The organism is Brevundimonas sp. AVps23W, from assembly GCF_058681395.1.
Genome location: NZ_CM178738.1, coordinates 1,834,684 through 1,854,163 on the forward strand (window position 1 = coordinate 1,834,684; position 19,480 = coordinate 1,854,163).

Below are 19,480 nucleotides of genomic sequence, written 5' to 3' on the forward strand. Positions count from 1 at the left end.
GCCGCCATGTTCAGCCTGATGATCCTCGGCCTGGTGGTCGCCTATATGGCGGTTCTTTTCGCCGTGGCCTGGCATCAGGAACGACCGGCGACGCGGGCGCGCGGACGCGGGCTGGGACCGTCGGTCTATGCCCTGTCGCTGGCCATCTACTGTACTTCTTGGACCTATTACGGCGCGGTCGGCACGGCGGCGCGGGACGGGTGGGAGTATCTGCCCATCTATATCGGGCCGGTGCTGGGCCTGACGGTCCTGTTTCCGCTGTGGCGTCGGATCGCCGCCGCCGCACGGCGCGAGAATGTCGGCTCGATGGCCGACTTCGTCGCCTCCCGCTACGGCAAGAGCCAGACGCTCGGCGCGGCCGTCACCCTGGTCGCCATTCTGGGGTCCCTGCCCTATATCGCGCTTCAGCTGAAATCCCTGTCGATGGCCGGGGCGCTGCTGACGGCGGGGACGCCGGTGGCGGGATCGGAGGGGCTGACAGTCCTGGTTCTGGCCGGGGTTCTGGCAGGCTTCGCCATCCTGTTCGGGGCGCGGCGTCCGGACCTGACCGAACACAACCGGGGTCTGATCCAGGCCATAGGTCTGGAATCCCTGGTCAAGCTGGGCGCCCTTCTGCTGGTGGCGGTCTTTGCGCTGGTCCTTCTGGTGCAGGACGGGTCTCCGGCGCGAGGCCTGGAAGGCTTGGGCGCTCTCGCCGCCCCGCCAGAGCTGACGCCCCGGTTCATGGCTATCACCCTGATCGCGACCCTGGCCATCTTCTGCCTGCCACGTCAGTTCCATGTGGCCTTCGTCGAGGGCGCAGACCCCAGCCATGTACGGCGTGCGCGCTGGATCTTCCCGGCCTATCTGGTGCTGACCAGTCTGGCGGTCTTGCCGCTGGTGGCGGCGGGCGCCCTGTTCGCGCCGTCGACCAATCCCGATCTGCTGGTTCTTGGCCTGCCGTTCGGGCGGGGCGAAGCCCTGCTGACCGCCGTCGTCTTCGTCGGCGGGTTTTCCGCCGCGACGGCTATGGTCATCGTCGAGGCGGTGGCCCTGTCGGCCATGGTGTCCAACAGCCTGATCCTGCCCTTCCTGGCGCGAGACCGCTGGCGGATGAGGGGTGACGCCTCGGATATGTCGGGCGTCATTCTACAGGTGCGGCGCGGGGCCATTGTCGCCGTGCTTCTGCTGGCGTGGCTCTATTATCAGGCGACCGATCAGTCGCGCGGGCTGGCGGCCATGGGGCTGGTGTCGTTTGCGGCCATGGCGCAGCTCGCGCCGGCCCTGTTCGGAGCTGTGCTGTGGCGCGGCGGCCATGCCCACGGAGCGCTGGCGGGTATGATGGTCGGGATCGCGGTCTGGATCGTCATGCTGGCTCTGCCCCAGCTGGCGCCCGGCGCGCCCTGGCATCCGCATGTGATGCTGGGGGTCAAGGATCCGCTGGCCCTGGGCGTGTTCGTCAGTCTGGGGCTGAACCTGGCCGCCTATGTCGGAGTCTCGCGGTTTGCCCAGCCCAGGCTGATCGACAGGGTGCAGGCGCGAGCCTTCGTCGATCGGCTGGGGCCGGACTGGCTTGAGACCAAGCCGTCGCCGTCCGGCGCCTCGGTCGGCGATCTGCGCGCCCTGGTCGCCCGCTTCATCGGCGACGAGCGGGCCGAGCGGGCCTTCACCGCCTGGAGCGCAGAGACCGACATCCGACTGCGTGACGCCGATCCGGCCGACGCCGGCCTGGCGCGGGCGGCGGAGCGGATGCTGGCCGGCGCTATCGGCGCGGCCTCGGCGCGGCGGGTGATCGCGGCGGCGCTGGCGGGCGGCGGTCGCGCGCCCGAGGATGTGGTGCGAATGCTCGACGAGGCGTCCCAGGCCGTTCAGTTCAGCCGCGACCTGTTGCAGACCACCCTGGACAATATCGATCAGGGGGTGATCGTGGTGGATGAAGATCTACGCGTAACAGCCTGGAATCGAATATATGTGTCCATGTTCGATCTGCCGGTTGGCTTTGTTCACGTCGGCCTGCCCATCGCCAGCATCTATCGGCTGAACGCCGAGCGCGGCGAGAGCCCGGACGATATCGACGCCTGGGTCGAGCGACGGCTGGAGGCGCTGAGCCGGCGTATTCCGCATGATCACGAACGGCTCCAGCCGGACGGGCGTGTGCTGCGCTCTTCCGGCGCCCCTATTCCCGGCGGCGGCTATGTCACCAGCTATACGGACATCACCGCCCTGCGGCGGGCGGCCAGCCAGTTGGAAGAGGCCAATGAGAGGCTGGAGGCGCGGGTCGTGGACCGCACGGCCCGACTGGAGGAGGCCCGGCGGGTGGCGGAGGATGCGACGGCGTCCAAGACCCGTTTCCTGGCCGCCGCAAGCCACGATCTGTTGCAGCCGCTGCACGCCGCCCGTCTGTTCATCGCTGCCCTGAAGGAGGAACCGGCGGTGTCTGGTCCGGACGCAGAACCGACCAGTCGCACCCTGGCCGTCAACGCTGACCGTGCCATCGACAGCGCCCACCGCCTGCTGACCGCCCTGTTGAACCTGTCCAAGCTGGAGGCCGGCGGGGTCAAGGCGGCGGTCACGCGTCTGCCGATGGACGGTCTGTTCGACGAGTTGAGGCGCGAATACGCCCCGGTGGCCGAGGCCAAGGGTCTGGCCCTGACCCTCGTGCCCAGCGGCCTGTGGGTGAGGTCCGACCGCGACTTGCTGCGGTCCATGCTGCAGAACCTGATCGCCAACGCCATCCGATACACGGATGCAGGCCGGGTGCTGGTGGGCGCGCGTCGGCAGGGCGAGACGGTGCGTCTGCTGGTGTGCGACACTGGACGCGGCATTCCCGACGCGGACCAGGAAACCGTCTTCGGCGAGTTCGTGCGCCTGCCCGGCGCCCCGGTCGATGAACCCGGCGCCGGTCTCGGCCTGGCCATTGTGCGGCGTCTGTCCAGCCTGCTGGACCATCCGCTGGAGCTGAACTCGCGCGTCGGACGCGGTTCGATTTTCCGCATCACCGTACCGCGCGGCGTCGCTGATCCGGTCGTCGAGGTCGCCCCGCCCTATGAGGTGCGACTGCCTCTGGCGGGGCTCCGTGTGTTGTGCGTGGACAATGAGCCGGTGATCCTGGAAGCCCTCGACGCCCTGCTGACGCGATGGGGCGCCCGACCGACGCTGGTGTCCGGAGTGGATGCGGCGCTGGAGGCGCAGGGGCCGTTCGACGCCGCCGTAGTGGACCTGCACTTGGGCGACGGGGCCGACGGATTTGCGGTGATCGACAGCTTGAGGCCGCGCGGCGTGCGCAGGATCGCGCTGGTCACCGCTGACACCCGCGATGGTCTGAACGAAAAGGCCAATGCGGCAGGGGCCGTCCTGCTGCCCAAGCCGATCAAGCCGGCGGCGTTGAAGGCCTTTCTGTCGAGCTAGGCCGGATCGAGCTGGTTCGCCAGGATTACCGCCTGGGTGCGGTTGTGGACGCCCAGTTTGCGGAAAACGCTGGTCAGGTGCGCCTTGATCGTGGCCTCGGACACCCCGAGATCGAAGGCGATCTGCTTGTTCAGCCGCCCGGCCTTCAGGCCTTCCAGAATCCGCAGCTGTGACGGCGTAAGACTGGCGACCCGCACCGCCAGGTCGTCGTCGGCGTCGCTTTCCGGCGTCTCCGGGGCCCAGCCGTCGCCGGCCAGGATAGCGGTGATGGCCTCGACCATCTGCGGCAGGCTGGCCGACTTGGGGATGAAGCCCGCCGCGCCTAGCGCAAGCACACGTCGGACGACCGAGCCCTCCTCGCTGGCTGAGACCACAGCGACCGGCACGGTCGGATGTTCGGCGCGGATGGCGGCGAGGCCGGCCATTCCTTCGCTGTCTGACAGTTTCAGATCCAGCAGCAGCAGATCGGCCGACGCCGCTCCCAGAGCGACCCGGGCCTCGGCCAGGCTGGCGCATTCATCGATGACAGCGCCCGGAGCAGCCTTGTCCACCGCAGATCGCAGAGCGGCGCGAAACAGCGGGTGATCGTCGGCGACGACGATACGGTCCATGTGACGTCCTTCCCTTGCGCGGCATGCTTTACGGCCACGTCGGCGGCAGCATGGCGCGGTTCGACTTTCGTCGAAACTAGACGAATGGCTAATGGCCGCATACGCCCCTTGGGGAAAAGGTTCACCCGGACGCTCGCATCAGACGAGCGCGGGAGGTACCATGATGATCAAATCCAGCCTGGCGGCAGGATGCGCGGTTGCGGCCCTGCTTCTGGCCCCCGGCGCCGCCTCGGCGCAAGACGCCCAGGCCGCCCTCGAAGCCCGAATCGCTCAGCTCGAAGCCGAGTTGAACGCCCTCAAGTCCGAAGTCGTCGCCGCCCGCACCCAGCAGGCGGCGCAGCAGCAGGACATCATCCGGCTGGAGACCCGCCCTGCCCCACCGGCGCCGGTTCAGCAGGCCACCGCGCCCAGCGACGGTTTCCGCATCGGCGACCATACGGTGAAGTTCGGCGGCTTCATCAAGGTCGACGCCTCGGCCTCCAGCTATTCCGGGGGGGATCCCGTCAACGGCGACGCCCTGCGCGAATTCCACATTCCCGGCTCTATTCCCATCGGCGGCGCGGACGAGGACACGGCGACCGACTTCAACGCGCGCCAGACCCGGTTCTGGCTGACGACCGATGGACTGGTCGGCGGCCACAAGGTCGGCACACGGCTGGAGATGGATTTCCAGACCCTGCCCGGCACAGCGGACCAGCGCACGACCAGTCCCGCCAATCCGGCCCTGCGCCGCGCCTTCGTCACCATCGACAACTGGCTGATCGGCCAGGAATGGACCAATTTCCAGAACACCGCCGTCCTGCCCGAATCCGCCGACTTCATCGGTGCGGCCGAGGGCACGGTCTTCGCCCGCCAGGTCCAGGTGCGTTACACGCGCGGCCCCTTCTCGGTCTCCGTGGAAAATCCCGAGACGACCGTAACGCCATTTAGCGGCGGAACGCGGATCATCGCGGACGACAGCAGCTTGCCGGATTTCACCGCTCGCTACGCCATGGCGCGGCCGTGGGGCGATCTGCAGTTCGCCGGCTTGCTGCGCCAGCTGAAATACCAGAACCCGGCGACGAACATCGATTCCACCGCCACCGGCTGGGGCCTGTCCGCTTCGACCAAGATCAAGGTCGGGGCCAAGGACGATGTCCGTCTGATGGTGACGGGTGGCGAAGGCATCGGCCGTTATGTCGGGCTGAACTTCTCCAACGACGCGGTGCTGGACGCCTCGGGCGAACTGGACGCGATCGGCGTCGTCGCCGGCTTCGCCGCCTATCGCCACATCTGGGCGCCCGGCTGGCGTTCCAGCCTGATCTGGTCGGCGCAGAAGGTGGACAATGACACGACTGTCACCGGCCTGGCCGTCAACCGCTCGGCCCAGAGCATCCACGCCAACTTGATCTGGTCGCCCGTTACGGCGTTTGATGTGGGCGCCGAACTGATGTTCGCTGATCGCGAAATTGAATCCGGCGCGAGCGGCGACATGACCAGACTGATCCTGTTCGCCAAATACGGATTCTAACGATGCTGGAGACGTCTCGCGTGCCCGATTCAGACCTCTACCCCGTTCCCGCAGACTTCGCCGCCAAGGCCCATATGGACCGGCGAGCCTATGAGGCGGCGCGGATCGCGGCGCGCGAGACGCCCGAAGCCTTCTGGTCAGAACAGGCGAAACGCCTCGACTGGATCAAGGCGCCGACCAAGATCAAGGACGTCTCCTTCAAGAAGGAAGACTTCCGCATCCGCTGGTTCGAGGACGGCGTCCTGAACGTGGCCGCCAACTGCATCGACCGGCACCTGCCCCATCGCCAGGACGAGACCGCGATCATCTGGGAGGGCGATGACCCGTCGGACAGCCAGCACATCACCTACGGCCGTCTGCACGACGAAGTGTGCCGCATGGCCAATGTGCTGAAATCCCACGGAGCCAAGAAGGGCGACCGGGTCACCATCTATCTGCCCATGATTCCCGAGGCCGCCTACGCCATTCTGGCTTGCGCCCGCATCGGGGCGGTCCATTCCGTGGTCTTCGGCGGTTTTTCGCCCGACAGCCTGTGCGGCCGGATCGAGGACTGCGGCTCCACCCTGGTCATCACCGCCGACGAAGGCCTGCGCGGCGGTAAGGTCGTGCCGTTGAAGGCCAATGTCGACGCGGCTCTGGAGAAGGTGAAGGTCGACACCGTCCTGGTCATCCGCCGCACCGGCGCCAATGTGCCGATGATCGAGGGGCGCGACGTGGACTACGCCGTCGCGGCGGCCAAGGCCTCGACCGACTGCCCCCCTGAGCCGATGAATGCGGAAGATCCGTTGTTTATCCTCTACACCTCAGGTTCCACTGGAAAGCCGAAAGGCGTTCTTCACACGACCGGCGGCTATCTGTTCTGGGCCGCCTGGACCCATGAGCTGACGTTCGACTACCGCCCGGGCGAGGTCTTCTGGTGCACCGCCGACGTGGGCTGGGTCACGGGCCACTCGTATCTGGTCTATGGGCCGCTGGCGAATGCGGCGACCACCCTGATGTTCGAAGGCGTGCCCAACTATCCCGACGCCAGCCGGTTCTGGCAGGTGGTGGACAAGCACAAGGTCGAGGTCTTCTACACCGCCCCCACCGCCCTGCGCGCCCTGATGCGCGAAGGCGATGCGCCGGTGAAGGCGACGTCGCGCAAGTCCTTGCGGGTGCTCGGCACGGTCGGCGAACCGATCAATCCGGAGGCCTGGCGCTGGTACCATGAGGTGGTCGGCGATAGCCGCTGCCCCATCGTGGACACCTGGTGGCAGACCGAGACGGGCGGGCATCTGATCACCCCCCTGCCCGGCGCCACCGACCTGAAGCCTGGATCCGCCACCCTGCCCCTGCCCGGCGTCGAACTTCAGATCGTCGATGCAGAGGGCCAGGAGCTGGTCGGCGCCGTCTCGGGCAATCTGTGCATCACCGACAGCTGGCCGGGTCAGATGCGCACCGTCTATGGCGACGACCAGCGTTTCTTTGAGACCTATTTCTCGACCTATCCGGGCCGGTACTTCACTGGCGACGGCTGTCGCCGGGACGCGGACGGCTATTACTGGATCACCGGCCGGGTTGACGACGTGATCAATGTCTCAGGCCACCGGATGGGCACGGCCGAGATCGAGAGCGCCCTAGTGCTGCACGACGACGTCGCCGAGGCGGCCGTGGTCGGCTATCCCCACGATATCAAGGGCCAGGGCATCTACGCCTACGTCACCCTGAACAAGGGGGTCGAGGCGACCGAGGACCTGCGCAAGGCCCTGGGCGCCCATGTCCGTCGCGAGATCGGTCCTATCGCCGCGCCCGACGTGATCCAGTGGGCCCCCGGCCTGCCCAAGACGCGGTCGGGCAAGATCATGCGCCGTATCCTGCGCAAGATCGCCGAGAACGAGATCGGGGCGCTGGGCGATACTTCGACCTTGGCCGATCCGTCCGTCGTTGAGGATCTGGTCAAGAACCGCGCGGGCTGAGCAGCCCGGACTTGTGCGCCGCGGCTGGCATCGTCAAAACCGGATCAAGGGGCAGGCCCTAGGGCCGAACGCCTCAGTCCTTGGGTGGAGACGACGAGATGACGATTAGGTTTGACGGTCAGGTGGCGATCGTAACCGGCGCGGGCGGCGGTTTGGGGCGGGAGCACGCCCTGGCTCTGGCGGCGCGCGGGGCCAAGGTGGTGGTCAATGATCTGGGCGGCGCCCGCGACGGTTCCGGCGGTTCCGCCACCGCCGCCGAGGCCGTCGTGGCCGAGATCGAGGCGGCCGGCGGCGAGGCCATGGCAAATGCGGCCTCGGTGACCGACTTCGCCGCTGTTCAGGCCATGGTCGAGGCCGCGAGGGCGAAATGGGGCCGGGTCGACCTGCTGGTGAACAACGCCGGGGTGTTGCGCGACCGCTCTTTCGCCAAGATGGAGCTGGAGGACTTCCGCTTCGTTCTGGACGTCCATCTGATGGGCGCGGTCAACTGCACCAAGGCGGTGTGGGAGATCATGCGCAGCCAGAACTATGGCCGCATCGTCATGACCACCTCGTCCTCGGGTCTGTACGGCAATTTCGGCCAGTCGAACTATGGCGCGGCCAAGATGGCCCTGGTGGGCCTGATGCAGACCTTGGCGATCGAGGGGGGCAAGAACGACATCCGCGTCAACTGCCTGGCCCCGACCGCCCATACGCGCATGACGGAAGACCTGGGCGCAGCCTTGCCGCTGGAGGCGCTGGCGCCGGAACTGGTGACGCCGGGCCTGCTGTATCTGTTGAGCCGTGACGCGCCCAGCCGCTGTATTCTGGCGGCGGGCGCCGGCGGGTTCGAACGGGCCTATGTCACCTTGACCGAGGGCGTCCACATCATGGGCGAGGATGCGCCGGAGCAGGTGGCGGCCCAGTTCGAAGCCATCTCCGACCGCACGAAAGAGATCGTGCCGGAGATGGGCGCCGCCCAGGGGATGATCGAACTGACCAAGGCCCAGAAGGCTCACGCCTCCTGAGCCGCATCAGTCGGCGCGGTCAGCCGATCGCGCCGACGCAGCCTTCCGCCTCGCCGGGGGTCAGTTCCGCCTCGGTCAGGGCGATGGTCCAGCCGTGGTGGGTGTTCAGGCCCCAGCGACGCGCGCCGCCGCCGTCGCCCGCATCACCGCCGGCGGTGACGACGACGCGGCGGCCCCTCGGCAGGGCCGGCGGGTCGATCTTGCCCACGGCCAGAGATGTCGGCGTCTCGCCGCCGTAACCGTCGAACACGCTCAGCATCGACCATTCGCGACGCAGGCCCATCCACCAGGCGTCTTCGGTGTTGATGGCCAGGACGGCGACCCCGTGACCCTCGGCGGCGAAGGCCAGGGCCTTTTGCGGGTCGCGCACCATCTTGATGTCGGCGGCGGCGCCGAAACGCAGCCGGGCGCCGTCATAGGCCCGGGTCGGTTCGATGGGGGCCCAGACCTGGACCTGGAGCCGGCCCTGGCGCGCCAAGCCCCAGCCGATGATTTCACGCCAGAGGTGCTCGACCGCTTCGGCGTTCTCGGGCTGGGCCTTGGACAACATCCGCGACAGTACGGTCTGTTCGCGGTCGGGGCGCAGCTTGGTGTGGGGGCCGGTGGGAGCGTCCTTGGCGCGGCCGACAGTGGCGGCGACGGCGAGACGTTGTTCGAACAGGGCCAGGATCTGATCGTCGATGGCGTCGATCTCGGCGCGCAGAGCGGCCAGGGCCTGTTGTTCGGGGGTCAGTTCGACCACGTCAGGCCACACTTTCTGGACGTTGGAATTGGGCATGGGATTAGGCTTTCGGCAAAGGGGGGATTTCGATGTGCAGGGGCGGACAGCCGCTCTGGTCCAGAGCGGTCGCCGGCGAGACAGTCAGGGACGAAGAGCGCCCGACGCCTCAGCCGGCGTATCGAAAGCCGTAAAAGCCGTAGCCGAAATAGAGACCGGAAACCGTGCGCGAACGGTCGAAGGAAACAGAAAGAACGCGCTGGCGGGACATGGGTCCGGGTCCGGTTATGCGGATCGATTGCGATCCGTGGGGCCTTAAAGCACGCAAAGACCGTGCGTCGTCAAGTCCCCTCAGGCCGACAACAGGACGAAACGCGTCCGGTTGTCGCTGGAATCCTGAAGATCGTTGCGCAGGATCGACAGGCCATAGACTTCCGCAGCCCCCATCGGCGCTATGGCGGCCTGGGTCGGATCGCCCGCCTCGGCGACGTCGCGGGCGGCGCCGGCGGTGTCGAAATGCTCGACCACGTTCAGCTTCAGGCCCTTCAGCGTCTGCTCGCACTGGGCCAGGGCGATGGGGTGGCTGAGCACCTGCTTCAGATCGGCGATCCGCGCACCGTCCAGCCCCATCAGCGCATGACGGATCGGCCGCCAGGCCTCGGCGACGACGGTCAGCCCGGACTCGCGCACCAGGGTCGCCGCCGGCTCGACCACCCCGATGGAGGAGTTTTCGACCGGGATCAGGGCGCAGTCGCAATCACCGCTCTTCAAAGCGTCCAGAGCCGCCGCAAACGTCTCGAACGGCACGGCCGTATCCCAAGGCCGCAGGACCGCGCAGGCCTCATGGCTGAACGCCCCCGGCGCGCCCTGATAGGCGACCCGGCCGGGCTTTTCGTCTTGGTGCGCTGGCTTGTCCATGTTCGTCACTTCCGGGTTCTCGCCCGAAAGCCTTCCCTTTGGTTGGTCGCTGATCAGACGGAGCATACTTGTCCGAGCCGTGACCGTTTCGGGCCGTATCTGCGGCGCCGCTTTCATCGCCACAAGTCGAATGTGATCGGGGAGCGCTTTCGGGCGGCGCGAGGTCCGGCTAGCGTCGCAGTTCGTATCTCCCGGAGCCGCTCATGTCCGTCGTCTCTCGCTCCAGCCGTCGCGCCGTGTTGACGGGTCTGGCGGGAACCATCGCAGGCTGCGCCTCGACACCGGCCGTCTTGCCCGCGACAGGATTCGCACCACGGCGGATCGCGCCGATCCTGATGGAGCCCGAGCGGATCATCCGCATCACCGTCTGCACCCGCCCCTTCCGCCCCACAGGCCCCCGCCTGGACGTGGAAACGGTCGGCGCGACCAAGGTGGTGCACAACTATGGCCACGGCGGCAGCGGCTGGTCCCTGTCCTGGGGCTCCAGCGCTATTGCGGCGCGCAAGGCCATGGCTCTGGCCGGACTCGCGGGAGGGCCTCCTGTCATCGCCGTGATCGGCAGCGGCGCTCTGGGCCTGACCTCGGCGCTTCAGCTTCAGCGGATGGGGGCGCGGGTGACCATCTATGCCCGCGACCGCGCCGCCTTCACGCGGTCGATGCGCGCGACCGGCAGTTGGACGCCGGACAGCCGCATCGCCGACGCCGACCGTATCGGGGCTGAATTCCCGGCCTTGTGGGAGCAGATGGCGCGCGAGACCTACGCGACCCACCAAACCTATCTGGGGACTGAGGGCGATCCGGTCGTGTTCAGCGACCGCTATATCCTGTCTGGCGCAGCGGACCTGCCCCGTACGGCCGAACCGCCACCGATCCGCACCGCACCCGGCGTAAAACCGATCCGCTTCGCCGAATACAGGCTGGACGGGCTGGCGCCGCGATCCATCCCCTTCCCCGCCTCGGCCTCGCCCTTTCCGGTCAGGGAAACCCGGATGGTCAGCGCCATGCAGTTCAACGTCGCTGAGCTGGCGCATCGGTTGGAGACTGAGTTTCTGAGCCAGGGCGGGCGGATCGAGACCCGCACCTTCAACACGCCGGCGGACCTGACCACCCTGCCCGAGAAGATCGTGATCAACTGCACCGGCTATGGCGCAAAAGCCCTGTTCGAAGACAAGGAACTGATGCCCGTGCGCGGTCAGATCGCCTGGCTCGCGCCCCAGCCCGAGGCGAACTACGGCCTGCATTTCCGGGGCGTGACGGTGCTGTCGCGACCGGACGGGATCGTGGTTCAGGCCACGCGCAACGATATGAACGGCGTCGGAATCGACGACGAGACGCCGGACCGGGACGAGGCGAACGCGACCATCGGCCTCGTCGCCCCGTTGTTCCCGTCGATCAGGCGGCTTCCGAGCGGCTGATCCGGCCCGACTTCAACCGTTCCGCCACCAGGAAGGCCAGCTCCAGCGCCTGGTCGGCGTTCAGGCGCGGGTCGCAGTGGGTGTGATAGCGGTTGGACAGGTCGTCCTCGGTCACGGCCTGGGCCCCGCCGATGCACTCGGTGACGTTCTGACCGGTCATCTCCAGGTGGACGCCGCCGGGGTGGACTCCCTCGGATTCGGCCACGTCGATGAAGGTTCGTACCTCGCCCAGGATCCGGTCGAACGGCCGGGTCTTGTAGCCGTTGCCGGCCTTCAGCGTATTGCCGTGCATCGGGTCGATAGACCAGATCACCTTGCGGCCCGAGGCGCTCACTTCGCGCATCAGCTTGGGCAGGCGCTCGCCGACCTTGTCGTGCCCGAAGCGTCCGATCAGGGTCAGGCGGCCCGAGACATTGTCCGGGTTCAAGGCGTCGATCAGCGGCAGCAGATCGTCGGCCGTCATGGTCGGTCCGCACTTCACGCCGATGGGGTTCTTGATCCCCTTCATGAACTCGACATGGGCGCCGTCCAGTTGGCGGGTGCGCTCGCCGATCCACAGCATGTGGGCCGAGGTGTCGAACCATTCGCCCGACCCTCCGTCCAGCCGCGTCAGGGCGCTCTCGACGTTCAGCAGCAGGGCTTCGTGGCTGGTGAAGACCTCGACCCGGCTCAGGTCCGGATGGGTCTCGGGCGTGACCCCGACGGCCTCCATGAAGGCCAGGGCCTCGGTGATCTTGTCGGCCAGTTCGCGGTACTGGGCGCCGGCGGCGTTGTCGCCCGCAAAGCCCAGGGTCCAGCGGTGGATGTTGTAGAGGTCGGCATAACCGCCGCCGGCGAAGGCCCGCAGCAGGTTCAGGGTCGAGGCCGATTGATTATAGGCGCGGATCAGGCGCTGAGGATCGGGCGCGCGCTCTTGCGGCGTGAACCCCATGCCGTTGATGATGTCGCCGCGATAGCTGGGCAGTTCGACGCCGTCGATCTCTTCGAGCGGCGAAGAGCGCGGCTTGGCGAACTGGCCGGCGATCCGGCCCACCTTCACGACCGGCTTGCGCCCGGCGAAGGTCAGGACAACCGCCATCTGCAGGATCAGGCGGAAGGTGTCGCGGATATTGTCGGTCGAGAACTCCTTGAAGCTCTCGGCGCAGTCGCCGCCCTGAAGCAGGAAGGCCTCGCCCCGCTCCACCTGGGACAGTTTCGACGTCAGGCGTCGAGCCTCGCCGGCGAAGACGAGCGGCGGCAGGGCGCGCAGTTCATCCTCGACCAGGGCCAGGGCGTTGGGATCCGGATAGTCCGCCGGCATATGCAGGGCGGTCTTGGTTCTCCAGCTTTCGGGGGTCCAGCGTGTCATCGTGCAAGAATAGAGCTTTGCGGCCGCCCGAACAACGAAAACACGAATAGATTTTGCAGCGGAGCCTCAATCCTCGGCGGGCGGCGCCTTTTCCGCAGCGTCCGCCGCCTTGCGTTCAGCCTTGGCGGCCGCCTTTTCCGCCGCCTTTATGGCCGCCGCGCGCTCACGTTCCTGACGTTCGAAACTGTAGTTGGGCTTGCGGGCCATGGGCGTCCTCGTGGAGTCTGTCGTTGGGGCAAGGGTGGCGGTCTGGCGCGCGCGACGCAATCAGCAATTCGCTCTGCCTTCGGATTACAGGTGCGGCGCCTGAGGCTGGGCGATGAAATTTCTACGACACAGGCTTGCGGCGCTGGCGCCCGCGGCCAGTCTTCCCATGTCCTTAATGGGGGAGAAACCAAGAGCCGGAGACGCAACATGGCGGCTTACGACCTGACCCTAGAAGAGATGCTCGCTGATCCCATCGTGCGTCGCCTGATGGAGCGCGACGGCGTCGTCGAGGCCGAGGTGCGCGGCTTGGCGGACTATGTGCGGCGGCGACGCAGCGCTTCGTTGAACCTGAGGCCGCCCAGCGGGATCGCCGAGGAACCGCGCGCGTTCGAACCCTGACGAACCTCAGCTTCGCAAGCTTCTTGCTTCGGGTGGGCGTATCGAGGGTGCGGACACATGTTTCAGCGAGAAAACGGCTTCTGAGGTCATCTTTCTGTTTCGCGAAGCGCGCATCGGTGGCATCGCTGGCGCCCCGTAATCCTCCACCCATGAAGATCGAGATGTCCGAAGAATTCTATCGCATGAAGCGCCTGCCTCCGTATGTGATCGCGGAGACCAACGCCATGCGAGCCGCCGCCCGTCAGGCCGGCGAGGACGTCATCGACCTCGGCATGGGCAACCCCGACCTGCCGCCCCCGCCCCACGTGATCGACAAGCTGTGCGAAGTGGCGCGCAAGCCCGACGCCCACGGCTATTCGGCCTCCAAGGGCATCCCCGGCCTGCGCCGCGCCCAGGCCAACTATTATGGCCGCCGCTTCGGCGTGGACCTGGATCCCGAGACCGAGGTGATCGTCACCATGGGCTCCAAGGAAGGCCTGGCCAGCCTGGCGACCGCCATCACCGAGCCGGGCGACGTCGTTCTTGCGCCCAACCCGTCCTATCCGATCCACACCTTCGGCTTCATCATCGCCGGCGCCGCGATCCGCAGCGTACCGACCACGCCGGACGAGCGCTATTTCGAGAGCCTCGAGCGGGCCATGGCCTACACTGTGCCGCGCCCCAAGATCCTGGTGATGAACTATCCGTCGAACCCGACGGCGGAGACGGTCGATCTGGCCTTCTATGAGCGGGTCGTCGCCTTCGCCAAGGCCAACGACCTGTGGATCATCAGCGACCTGGCCTATTCCGAGCTCTATTACGACGGCAAACCGACGGTCTCGATCCTGCAGGTGCCGGGCGCCAAGGACGTGGCGATCGAATTCACCTCGCTTAGCAAGACCTACAGCATGGCCGGTTGGCGCATCGGCTTCGCTGTGGGCAATCGCAAGCTGATCGCAGCCATGGCGCGGGTGAAGTCCTATCTCGATTATGGCGCCTATACGCCGATCCAGGCGGCCGCCGTCGCCGCCCTGAACGGGCCGCAGGATATCGTCGATCAGAACCGGGCCCTGTATCACCGTCGCCGCGACGTCCTGGTCGACAGTTTCGCCCGCGCCGGCTGGGACATCCCCAAGCCCGCCGCCTCGATGTTCGCCTGGGCGCCCCTGCCCCCGGCGCTGGCCCATCTGGGCAGCCTCGAGTTCTCGAAGCAACTATTGACCCACGCCAAGGTCGCGGTCGCGGCGGGGGTCGGTTACGGCGAAAACGGCGAGGGTTTCGTCCGCATCGCCCTGGTCGAGAACGAACAGCGCATTCGCCAGGCTGCACGCAACATTCGCGGCTACCTGAAGTCGATGGGGGTCAATGTGCCCCCCGGCCGCGAAGTGGCGGACGTCTGATAGTCAGGGACAGCCGCTCCGACTCGGTCGCGACGGCCGGAACTTTGCGGTTCCGGCCGTCCACAATCGCCTCCGACGGAATGACCGCGCGGCTTTCCGTTATTCCACGACCTCGACGCCCCAAGGCTTCAGCCGCAGGGTGTCGGCAACGCGGCTGTTCGACAGCAAGCCTCGGCCTTGCGCGTCATAGGCGACATCCTTGGGTTCGCCCGTCGTATTGACATAGAGGGTGCGTCCCTCGACGACGCGAGCATAGACGCCCTCGGGCGTGATCGGCCCGCGATCAATGCCCAACTCGGCGTAAAGACTGCGGTACAGCGGCGTCATCACAGACGGTTGCGCCGGCATGGCCACATAGATGGCCCGGCCCTTGCCGTAGGTGTTGACGGTCGCGGAGGGCGGCGCGCCGTCCACATTGCCGATGTGGCCTATGGCGGTCGCCGTAGTGGGTTCCAGCACCTCGTAGAAGTCGATGGTCGAGGTGAACGCCTGCCCCCCGATGTCGCCCTTCAGCGGGAAGGACGCCCGATAGAACTCCTTCGTGCGCAGGCCGAACACGTCGCCCAACCGCCCCGGCAGCGGCGTATCGAACCACTGATTGGTCTCGTCCACCTTTGCGGAGAAGGCCGTCATGATCACGGTCCCGCCGTTCTCCACATAGGCGCGGATGTTGGATGCGGCGGCGTCGCTCATCAGATAGAGGGCCGGAACCACGACCAGCTTGTAGGGGCTCAGATCCTCATGGGCGACGTCGATAACGGCGGCGTCGATATTGTCGTTATAGATCGGCGCGAAGGCGTTTCGCTGCTGATCCATATAGGGCGTCGTGAAATATTGGCGCACCGTATTGGTGCGTGAATGCGGGTCCGAGGCCACCTCCGCTTCGAACGAATAGGCGAAGGCTACCTTGGGCGAGAGCTTGCGGGGGAAGCCTAGCTTTTCAAGGCGACTGAACTCGGACGCGATCTGTCCCCATTCGTCCAGCTTCCAGGACGGCGTATTGTCGTGATCGATCAGGCCGAACAGGGCCTGTTCCTCCCCACCCCTGTGGGTGTTGAAGGTCCAGGCCAGGAAGCCCTGCCCGCCGTTCAGCAGACCGAAATAGGCCCACATGCGCGAGCGGCCTCGCGTGCCGTAATAGCCGCCGCCGCCTGCCTGGAATTCATTGAACCAGACCGGCGTCTCCAGCGCGCCGCGCATCTGCATGGTCTCATAGGCGCCGCCGATCGCATCTCCGGCGTAGTAGCCGAACGCGCCGTGGTCGGTGTATCGCCGATAGCTCGAGAAATAGTCGAAACCCTTGCGACCGGAGCCGGGCCAAAGGTTCGACAGAGCGGGCGTGTCCGGCATATTGGCCTGCCGCACCGCGTCCAGCTCAGTCAGGACATCAATGGTCTCTTCGGACCAGAAGCGTCGCAGATCCAAATAACGTTCGAACGGGCCGGGACCGTCGCCGTAGGGGAGATCGACCTCGTCCCAGGAGCCGATCCGGCGCGACCAGCGCTGGGTCGCCCAGGCGCGGTTCAAGGTCTCGATATCGCCGTAGCGGGTCTTCAGCCAGGCGACGAACCGGTCGCGGTCCGCCGCCGAGTAGGACATGAAACCGTTGCCGATCTCATTATTGTAGCCCACCGCAATCACGGCCGGGTGGTCGGCGTACCGGCGGGTCAGCGTATCGGCCATCCGGTGCAGCAGCCGCCGGTAATCCGGGTCCGAGATATTGTCCATATATCGTTCAGCCGGATTGAGGCGCACGCCGTCCTGGTCGACCAGATCAACGCCCGGATAGCGATGGTGCAGCCAGATCGGGGCGGGTTGGCCCGGAATATCCAGGATCACGCGAATGCCGTTGGCCTGCATTTCGTCCATGACCGCATCGAAACGGACGAAATCGAACCTGCCCTCCGTGGGTTCAAAATAGTCCCAGGCCAGATCTCCCATTCGGACGACGTTGAACCCGGCGCGACGCATGAAGGCGATGTCCTGGTGAACTTCCGCAGACGTCCGATCGACCGGCTGATAGTTGGCTCCGACGAACAGGCGGCCAGGGGGCGCGGCCTGGGGCGGCCGATCAACGGCGTCCTGCGCATTCGCCACGCCAGCGACCGCCGCAAGCATGGCGGCCATGCTGATCATTAGGGCCTTCATTCCGCTTCTCCTCCTGCGCGCCATCAACATGTCGGCACGGCGTTTCGTGAACCTATCGGCGATGGAGCACACGACGCCTTCCCTTTCGCCCAGACAGTTGACCCGTCTTTTGATAGCGCTAACACTGTAAATGCGGCGCCCCGTCGTGGCAACGTCGTCGGCACTCGTTCGACGCACGAACGACGGGTCAGGCCGCCAAGAAATCGGGATGATCGACAAGCGTCGGCACGCAGGAGGACGGCCATGGTGATGTTCAGCAAGAGGAACCTGCTCGGAGCGCCGCTTGCCGTCGCCTTCGCCGCGAAGGCCGCCCAGGCGGCGCCCGCCAGCACGGCGGCGCGCGTCGATATCGCGTCCGGCCCCTTCAGCGACTCAGCGGCTTCGCTGAAGGCCTATCGGACGCCGGACTGGTTCAGGGACGCCAAGCTCGGGATCTGGGCGCATTGGGGGCCGCAGGCCGTCCCGGGTCGAGGCGATTGGTATGCGCGCTGGATGTATGTCCCGGGCCATCCGCATTACGCTCATCACCTGGAAACCTATGGGCACCCGTCGGCGAAGGGCTACAAGGACATCATCCCCCTTTGGAAGGCGGAGCGCTTCGATCCGGATGCGCTGATGGATATGTATGCTGCGGCGGGCGCCAAATATTTCGTCAGCATGGGCGTTCACCACGACAATTTCGATCTCTGGAATTCGCGACATCACAAATGGAACGCCGTCGCGATGGGGCCTCGTCGCGACATTGTCGGCGCCTGGCGCGATGCTGCGCGGCGCCGCGGTCTGCGCTTCGGTGTGTCCGAACACCTTGGGGCCAGTCACAACTGGTGGCGCCCCAGCCACCAATATGATCAGTTCTGGCCCAAGCTGGGCGTGCCCTACGACGGCGCCGATCCCCAGTTCAGCGACCTCTATCACCCCGAGCACAATGAACCTTATCGGGGAACGGCAGACAGCTGGTACACGCGCGATCCGCAGTTCCACAGGCTCTGGTTCGCCCGCATTCGGGACCTCATCGATTCGTACCAGCCCGATCTTCTTTACTCGGACGGCGGCCTTCCGTTCGGAGAGGTCGGGCGCGCTCTGGTCGCCCATTTCTATAACAGCAGCATGGCGCGCAACGGTCGCCTGGAAGCGGTCTATAATTGCAAGGATCTGGGTTCAGGCGAGTTTGACCGCCAGGCTTGTGTGCAGGACGTCGAGCGCGGCGTCCTGAACGGAATCAACGATCTGCCATGGCAGACTGACACCTCTAACGGCGACTGGTTCTACGCCGAGGGCGACAACTACAAGACCGGCCCCGACGTCATCCGCATGTTGGCCGATATCGTCAGCAAGAACGGCAATCTGCTCCTGAACGTGGTCATGTATCCCGACGGGTCGTTGCCGCCTGAATCGCAGGCCCTGCTGGCTGACCTGGCGGCCTGGATGCAGGTCAATGCGGAGGCCATCCACGGCACGCGACCATGGCGCGTCTTCGGGGAAGGCCCCACCGAGACCGCTGCCGGCGCATTTCAGGAAAAGGCCGATTACACGGCGGCGGACATTCGCTTTACGACACGGGGGCAATCCCTTTACGCCATCACTCTGGGAGAGCCCCAGGGCACGGTGGCGATCAAGTCGCTTGGTCGCGCCGCCGGCTACGAGACGCAACCTGTGCGACGCGTAAGGATGCTCGGATATCCGAGGAAACTGGAGTTCCAGCAGACCGATGGGGCGCTCCTGATTCACGCACCCGACGTCTCGCCGACACGTCACGCCGCCGCCTTTGATATCTCGTTCGCCTCCTAGCGATCACACGCTCGCGGCAAATGTCGGCCGCCGTCCACTACGTCGAGGACGCACCGAGATCGGCGCGAGCCAGTTGGAGAAACCGCTGCGCAGCCTTCTCGGCCGCCGCACGTCGCTCGTCGGATGTAGGCGTGGCGGCGACGCACCATTGCGTCGGCTCTTGAAGGCCGGCGTCCAGAAGGGCTTTCAGGACGTTCGCCGCCTCTGCATCGTCCGAGAAGGCGCCTTTGGGAAGCTGGAGCGCGCCGATATGGGTCTTGATCACATCAATCACGCGTCCGGGGCCGTTATCGAAGAACAGCTTGCCGATGTGCGGCAGGCGTTCAGCCTCTGCGACGACCATCCTGTTGATCCGTTGGATGTCCGGCGCCAGGGCGAGTTTGAGATAGCGCTCCCCGAGGCTGATCAGGCGGTCGAGCGGCTTGCCCTCGGTTTTCAGCCCCTCCAGAAGATCGGCGAAATGGTCTTTGCCCAGTTCCACGACGAAGGCGGCGAAGAGATCCTCCTTGGTCGAGAAATAGCCGTACAGCGTCGCTTTCGATCCGCCGACGGCCGCCGCGATCTGGGCCATCGACACAGCAGCAAATCCGTTCGCCATAAACATCTGACCCGCGATCTCGATGATCGAAAGTCTCTTGGTTTCGGTCCTGACCCTCAAACGCGCCTCCCATGGCCGACTCTTGACGCCGC

The 19,480-nt window shown here is 66.2% G+C and carries 15 protein-coding genes; 8 read left to right on the forward strand and 7 right to left on the reverse strand.

Annotated features, from left to right (window positions below; genetic code table 11):
- Positions 1–6 precede the first annotated feature (6 nt).
- Positions 7–3,387 (forward strand): hybrid sensor histidine kinase/response regulator, encoded by a 3,381-nt coding sequence (locus tag ACW177_RS08965; RefSeq protein WP_492025380.1) that lies wholly within the window; start codon positions 7–9, stop codon positions 3,385–3,387.
- On the opposite strand, the gene ACW177_RS08970 is transcribed toward ACW177_RS08965, so the two are convergent.
- The gene (locus ACW177_RS08970) at positions 3,384–3,998 is read right to left on the reverse strand and encodes a response regulator transcription factor (RefSeq protein WP_492025381.1); all 615 of its coding nucleotides are present in this window, start codon (positions 3,996–3,998) and stop codon (positions 3,384–3,386) included. The two genes, ACW177_RS08965 and ACW177_RS08970, sit on opposite strands and share 4 nt — an antisense overlap.
- A gap of 160 nt (positions 3,999–4,158) precedes the next feature.
- Here ACW177_RS08970 and ACW177_RS08975 point away from each other — a divergent pair, with 160 nt between their 5' ends.
- The 3 genes from ACW177_RS08975 (at position 4,159) to ACW177_RS08985 (ending at position 8,470) form a co-directional block, all read left to right on the forward strand.
- Positions 4,159–5,508: a DcaP family trimeric outer membrane transporter gene (locus tag ACW177_RS08975; RefSeq protein WP_492025382.1), complete on the forward strand. Its 1,350-nt coding sequence runs from the start codon at positions 4,159–4,161 to the stop codon at positions 5,506–5,508.
- Between the two features lie 2 nt (positions 5,509–5,510).
- Positions 5,511–7,463: an acetate--CoA ligase gene (acs, locus tag ACW177_RS08980; protein WP_492025383.1), complete on the forward strand. Its 1,953-nt coding sequence runs from the start codon at positions 5,511–5,513 to the stop codon at positions 7,461–7,463.
- A gap of 98 nt (positions 7,464–7,561) precedes the next feature.
- On the forward strand, positions 7,562–8,470 hold the full coding sequence (locus ACW177_RS08985; RefSeq protein ID WP_492025384.1) for an SDR family NAD(P)-dependent oxidoreductase: 909 nt from the start codon (positions 7,562–7,564) through the stop codon (positions 8,468–8,470).
- Between the two features lie 19 nt (positions 8,471–8,489).
- Here ACW177_RS08985 and ACW177_RS08990 read toward each other — a convergent pair whose 3' ends face one another.
- Together ACW177_RS08990 and ACW177_RS08995 are read right to left on the reverse strand one after the other, a co-directional pair.
- Positions 8,490–9,248 (reverse strand): chorismate mutase, encoded by a 759-nt coding sequence (locus ACW177_RS08990; RefSeq protein ID WP_492025385.1) that lies wholly within the window; start codon positions 9,246–9,248, stop codon positions 8,490–8,492.
- A gap of 291 nt (positions 9,249–9,539) precedes the next feature.
- Entirely contained in the window at positions 9,540–10,106 is a 567-nt protein-coding gene (locus ACW177_RS08995) for a prephenate dehydratase domain-containing protein (RefSeq protein WP_492025386.1), read from the reverse strand.
- 203 nt (positions 10,107–10,309) lie between these two features.
- On the opposite strand from ACW177_RS08995, the gene ACW177_RS09000 reads away from it, so the two are divergent.
- Positions 10,310–11,521, forward strand: a complete 1,212-nt coding sequence (locus ACW177_RS09000; protein WP_492025387.1) for an FAD-dependent oxidoreductase — start codon at positions 10,310–10,312, stop codon at positions 11,519–11,521.
- Here the strand turns inward: ACW177_RS09000 and ACW177_RS09005 are convergent.
- Positions 11,499–12,869, reverse strand: a complete 1,371-nt coding sequence (locus ACW177_RS09005) for a class II 3-deoxy-7-phosphoheptulonate synthase (protein ID WP_492025388.1) — start codon at positions 12,867–12,869, stop codon at positions 11,499–11,501. The two genes, ACW177_RS09000 and ACW177_RS09005, sit on opposite strands and share 23 nt — an antisense overlap.
- Before the next feature lie 66 nt (positions 12,870–12,935).
- Positions 12,936–13,076, reverse strand: a complete 141-nt coding sequence (locus tag ACW177_RS09010; protein WP_008261426.1) for a hypothetical protein — start codon at positions 13,074–13,076, stop codon at positions 12,936–12,938.
- A 207-nt stretch (positions 13,077–13,283) separates the two neighbouring features.
- On the opposite strand from ACW177_RS09010, the gene ACW177_RS09015 reads away from it, so the two are divergent.
- Positions 13,284–13,475 carry a hypothetical protein gene (locus ACW177_RS09015; protein ID WP_492025389.1) on the forward strand — a complete coding sequence of 64 codons (192 nt, stop codon included), beginning with the start codon at positions 13,284–13,286 and terminating at the stop codon, positions 13,473–13,475.
- Positions 13,476–13,636: 161 nt separating this feature from the next.
- Positions 13,637–14,854 (forward strand): LL-diaminopimelate aminotransferase, encoded by a 1,218-nt coding sequence (locus ACW177_RS09020; protein WP_492025390.1) that lies wholly within the window; start codon positions 13,637–13,639, stop codon positions 14,852–14,854.
- 99 nt (positions 14,855–14,953) lie between these two features.
- Here ACW177_RS09020 and ACW177_RS09025 read toward each other — a convergent pair whose 3' ends face one another.
- A complete protein-coding gene (locus ACW177_RS09025) occupies positions 14,954–17,002 on the reverse strand; it encodes a beta-galactosidase (protein WP_492025391.1) in 2,049 nt (682 codons plus the stop codon).
- A 243-nt stretch (positions 17,003–17,245) separates the two neighbouring features.
- Here ACW177_RS09025 and ACW177_RS09030 point away from each other — a divergent pair, with 243 nt between their 5' ends.
- A complete protein-coding gene (locus ACW177_RS09030) occupies positions 17,246–18,790 on the forward strand; it encodes an alpha-L-fucosidase (RefSeq protein ID WP_492025392.1) in 1,545 nt (514 codons plus the stop codon).
- A 37-nt stretch (positions 18,791–18,827) separates the two neighbouring features.
- Here the strand turns inward: ACW177_RS09030 and ACW177_RS09035 are convergent, their stop codons facing one another.
- On the reverse strand, positions 18,828–19,448 hold the full coding sequence (locus ACW177_RS09035) for a TetR/AcrR family transcriptional regulator (RefSeq protein WP_492025393.1): 621 nt from the start codon (positions 19,446–19,448) through the stop codon (positions 18,828–18,830).
- Between the last annotated feature and the right edge of the window lie 32 nt (positions 19,449–19,480).

What these genes read in the sequence shown, in the direction of transcription:
- ACW177_RS08965 (WP_492025380.1), top strand. Translation starts at nt 7, where the DNA reads ATGTTCAGCCTGATGATCCTCGGCCTGGTGGTCGCCTATATGGCGGTT.
- ACW177_RS08970 (WP_492025381.1), bottom strand. Translation starts at nt 3,998, where the DNA reads ATGGACCGTATCGTCGTCGCCGACGATCACCCGCTGTTTCGCGCCGCT.
- ACW177_RS08975 (WP_492025382.1), top strand. Translation starts at nt 4,159, where the DNA reads ATGATGATCAAATCCAGCCTGGCGGCAGGATGCGCGGTTGCGGCCCTG.
- acs (WP_492025383.1), top strand. Translation starts at nt 5,511, where the DNA reads ATGCTGGAGACGTCTCGCGTGCCCGATTCAGACCTCTACCCCGTTCCC.
- ACW177_RS08985 (WP_492025384.1), top strand. Translation starts at nt 7,562, where the DNA reads ATGACGATTAGGTTTGACGGTCAGGTGGCGATCGTAACCGGCGCGGGC.
- ACW177_RS08990 (WP_492025385.1), bottom strand. Translation starts at nt 9,248, where the DNA reads ATGCCCAATTCCAACGTCCAGAAAGTGTGGCCTGACGTGGTCGAACTG.
- ACW177_RS08995 (WP_492025386.1), bottom strand. Translation starts at nt 10,106, where the DNA reads ATGGACAAGCCAGCGCACCAAGACGAAAAGCCCGGCCGGGTCGCCTAT.
- ACW177_RS09000 (WP_492025387.1), top strand. Translation starts at nt 10,310, where the DNA reads ATGTCCGTCGTCTCTCGCTCCAGCCGTCGCGCCGTGTTGACGGGTCTG.
- ACW177_RS09005 (WP_492025388.1), bottom strand. Translation starts at nt 12,869, where the DNA reads ATGACACGCTGGACCCCCGAAAGCTGGAGAACCAAGACCGCCCTGCAT.
- ACW177_RS09010 (WP_008261426.1), bottom strand. Translation starts at nt 13,076, where the DNA reads ATGGCCCGCAAGCCCAACTACAGTTTCGAACGTCAGGAACGTGAGCGC.
- ACW177_RS09015 (WP_492025389.1), top strand. Translation starts at nt 13,284, where the DNA reads ATGGCGGCTTACGACCTGACCCTAGAAGAGATGCTCGCTGATCCCATC.
- ACW177_RS09020 (WP_492025390.1), top strand. Translation starts at nt 13,637, where the DNA reads ATGTCCGAAGAATTCTATCGCATGAAGCGCCTGCCTCCGTATGTGATC.
- ACW177_RS09025 (WP_492025391.1), bottom strand. Translation starts at nt 17,002, where the DNA reads ATGAAGGCCCTAATGATCAGCATGGCCGCCATGCTTGCGGCGGTCGCT.
- ACW177_RS09030 (WP_492025392.1), top strand. Translation starts at nt 17,246, where the DNA reads ATGGTGATGTTCAGCAAGAGGAACCTGCTCGGAGCGCCGCTTGCCGTC.